At 36.1% G+C, this 3,107-nt stretch carries 3 protein-coding genes and 1 pseudogene; 3 read left to right on the forward strand and 1 reads right to left on the reverse strand.

Features of this window, described 5'->3' with window-relative positions; translation table 11 throughout:
* The 3 genes and pseudogenes from Q0L68_RS18700 to Q0L68_RS18710 form a co-directional block, all read left to right on the forward strand.
* Positions 1-758: pseudogene (locus Q0L68_RS18700) on the forward strand (peptidase M41); the annotation flags it as partial.
* A 65-nt stretch (positions 759-823) separates the two neighbouring features.
* A complete protein-coding gene (locus Q0L68_RS18705; protein ID WP_296705771.1) occupies positions 824-1,600 on the forward strand; it encodes a UDP-2,3-diacylglucosamine diphosphatase in 777 nt (258 codons plus the stop codon).
* Positions 1,597-2,427, forward strand: coding sequence for a hypothetical protein (locus Q0L68_RS18710; protein WP_296705772.1), 831 nt, complete (start codon positions 1,597-1,599; stop codon positions 2,425-2,427). Before Q0L68_RS18705 ends, Q0L68_RS18710 begins: the two co-directional genes overlap by 4 nt.
* A 47-nt stretch (positions 2,428-2,474) precedes the next feature.
* Here the strand turns inward: Q0L68_RS18710 and Q0L68_RS18715 are convergent.
* The coding region (locus Q0L68_RS18715) for an inositol oxygenase family protein (RefSeq protein ID WP_296705773.1) at positions 2,475-3,107 on the reverse strand (633 nt) is incomplete at its 5' end.

Consider the following 3,107-nt stretch of genomic DNA (forward strand, 5'->3'; position numbering starts at 1 on the left):
TTGATAGAACAATTGGCGGTCTTGAGAAAAGGAATAAAATTATTTCTCCCGAGGAAAAGAAAATTGTTGCCTATCATGAAGCGGGACACGCCGTGGCCGGATGGTTCTTGGAGCATGCAGATCCTTTGGTAAAAGTAAGTATTGTTCCAAGAGGTATTGCAGCCTTAGGATATGCACAATATTTACCAAAAGAACAGTTCCTATATCAAACTGAGCAATTGATAGATGAAATGTGTATGACCCTTGGTGGAAGAGCAGCCGAGGAAATAATCTTTAAAAAGATTTCTACAGGTGCACTTAGCGATTTGGAAAGAGTGACGAAAATGGCTTACTCAATTGTTTCTATTTATGGTATGAATGATAAGATCGGCAATGTTTCTTTCTATGATTCAAAAGGTGACGGATATAAAATGACCAAACCGTATTCTGAAACTACAGCTGAAACTATTGATGAAGAAGTTAGACAACTGATACAAAAAGCGTACATCAGAACAAAGGATTTGCTTACACATAGATTAAAAGAGCTTGAAATACTTGCCCAAGAACTTCTTGAAAAAGAAATTCTATTCCAAGCAGATCTGGAGCGATTAATTGGTAAAAGACCATTTGAAACAGAAACTACATATCAAGCTTTCACCAATAAAAAAGAGAGCGCACCAGTGCCTGTGATCGACCAATTAGAATCCCCAACTCTAGATCCAGATTCGACTACATCGGATGAACCGAGCTCAGTATCAGAATCGAAGGAAGAAAATTAACACATTAAAAGCCCCTTAATCTTTAGGGGCTTTTTTTTTAAGCTAACTCCCGATTATCTTTATTCATGCAAGCAACCTCCCTAAACATTAAACTGGAAGGCAAAAAAATTTTTTTTGCCTCCGATTTTCATTTAGGCGCACCCAACACAGAAATAAGTAAAGAACGGGAAAGAAAAATTATCCGTTGGCTGGATAGTATTCAGAATGAGGCAGCGGCAATTTTCCTAGTAGGTGACATATTCGATTTCTGGTTTGAATATGGAAAAGTTATCCCAAAGGGATTCATTCCCTTTATTTCAAAAATATCCCAGCTTAGAGATAATAAAATACCTGTTTATTTTTTCACGGGGAATCATGATTTATGGATGAAGGATTACTTTACTCATGAATTAGGTATCCCGGTTTTTTATGATCCAATAGAATTAATAGTAGGAAATAAAAAAATGATGGTAGGCCATGGAGATGGTCTAGGCCCAGGAGATAATTCATATAAATTCCTCAAGAAAGTTTTTGTTCATCCTTTATCTCAGTGGCTATTCAAATGGCTACATCCTGATATTGGAATTAGGATTGCCCATGCCTGGTCAGGACATAGTAGAATTACCAATATCGAAAAAGATGAAAATAGATTTTTAGGAGATGGAGAATGGCTTTGGGCCTATTGTAAGGAAATTGAAGAAAAAAGACATCATGATTTTTACGTTTTTGGACATCGTCATTTACCATTGCAGCTAAAGGTCGGTGAATCTTCTATTTACTACAATTTAGGAGAATGGGTAAGCCAATATACCTTTTTAGAATTTGATGGAATCGAGGCCTCATTAAAAAAATTTGAAGAATGAAAATGATATTGGCTATCGTTTCGATGTTATTGCCAATTATCGCTATTGGTCAAATTCAAGATAATCTTGGGTTAGCTACTTCAGAAATATCAATCAGAAATCTTGATCTTGTCTCCTTCGATAACAAGGATCAAATCTTTGCCAGCAATACTACTGGAGATATTTATCAATTCGACACGAGTGGAAAGCAGTTGAATTTATTTTCACCTACTCGCCAAGGAAGGTTACATCAACTAGAAGCAGCATGGACTGTAAATATTTTCAGCTTTTCGGCAGACCTACAGGAATACCGAATATTAGATAGGTTCATGAATCAATTGTCCGAGCAAAGTTTTTTTCAGGCTGACATTAACCTAGCAAAGGCAGCTACTTTAGGAAATAATAATATGGTTTGGGTATGGGATGAATCCGATCTAAGTCTGAAAACCCTAGATTATCTTCGGAATATTATTGTTCAATCGCAGCCTCTTAATTTGATTCTAAATTCAAGTGATTTGGAAGTCTTGGAAATCAGGGAATTCAAAAATCGCCTTTTCATGAACGTAGCAAATGAGGGAATCTTCATTTTTGACAATCAAGGGAATTTTCTTAGTAAAATTAATATTGTAACAGATCAGCGTATGTGCTTTTTTAAAGAGCATTTACTTTGGATTCAAAATAATCAAGTCATGGCTTACTCTATTTCTACTAAAGCCATCATTAAAATCGCTCAAATTTCATCTAAAGATTACCGATTTATGCAGGTTGGGCAGGAAACCCTTGTTTTGATTGAAAAAGATAAAATCAATGTTTACCCAATCCCAAACTGGATAAAGTCCTTACGGTGAAAAAAAGACCATAAAAAAAGCCGGAAATTCCATTCCAGCTTTTATAATTAAAATTTCAAGGTATCAGGTAAATACTTAGAAGCCAGATCCTCATAAAAGGGTCTTAACTCTTTCACATTAGGAGGCACAGCAGCTTTTGAGTATAAATCATAAGGGTTAAACTTATCTACCCATTTAAATAACTTGTGGTCATCCTTGTTCATCAAGTGATCATATGCATTCTCTCGATGTTGTGAATAAAAACTATGGTAGCGTAACATAGCCAATCCTTCCTCGGGCAAGTAATCCTTCATAATCTGATAGATATACTCATCATGTCCCCATGAAAGATGCACATTATCTAATCCACAATTAGGCTTATAAACTCCATATTTTGTATTGAACCTCGGATCGCTGCTATCAGGATTATCCTTAAAGAACTCAGGGTAAACTATCTTATCAGAATGTTTACATCCTACTGGAAAAGTATCACCCACCACGCACCATTGAGGCTCTCCAAATAAACAAAGTACTTTTCCCAAATCATGTAAAAACCCAGTTAGTACAAACCAATCTGGATGGCCATCAGCCCGAATCGCCTCTGAAGTTTGTAACAAATGCTGAGTTTGATCTAAATCTGTATCGGGGTCAGAATCATCCACCAATGTATTTAAGAATTCTACAGCCTCCCAAAGAGACAT

This window comes from Algoriphagus sp., from assembly GCF_024642405.1.
Lineage (GTDB): Bacteria > Bacteroidota > Bacteroidia > Cytophagales > Cyclobacteriaceae > Algoriphagus.

What these genes read in the sequence shown, in the direction of transcription:
- Q0L68_RS18705 (WP_296705771.1), top strand. Translation starts at nt 824, where the DNA reads ATGCAAGCAACCTCCCTAAACATTAAACTGGAAGGCAAAAAAATTTTT.
- Q0L68_RS18710 (WP_296705772.1), top strand. Translation starts at nt 1,597, where the DNA reads ATGAAAATGATATTGGCTATCGTTTCGATGTTATTGCCAATTATCGCT.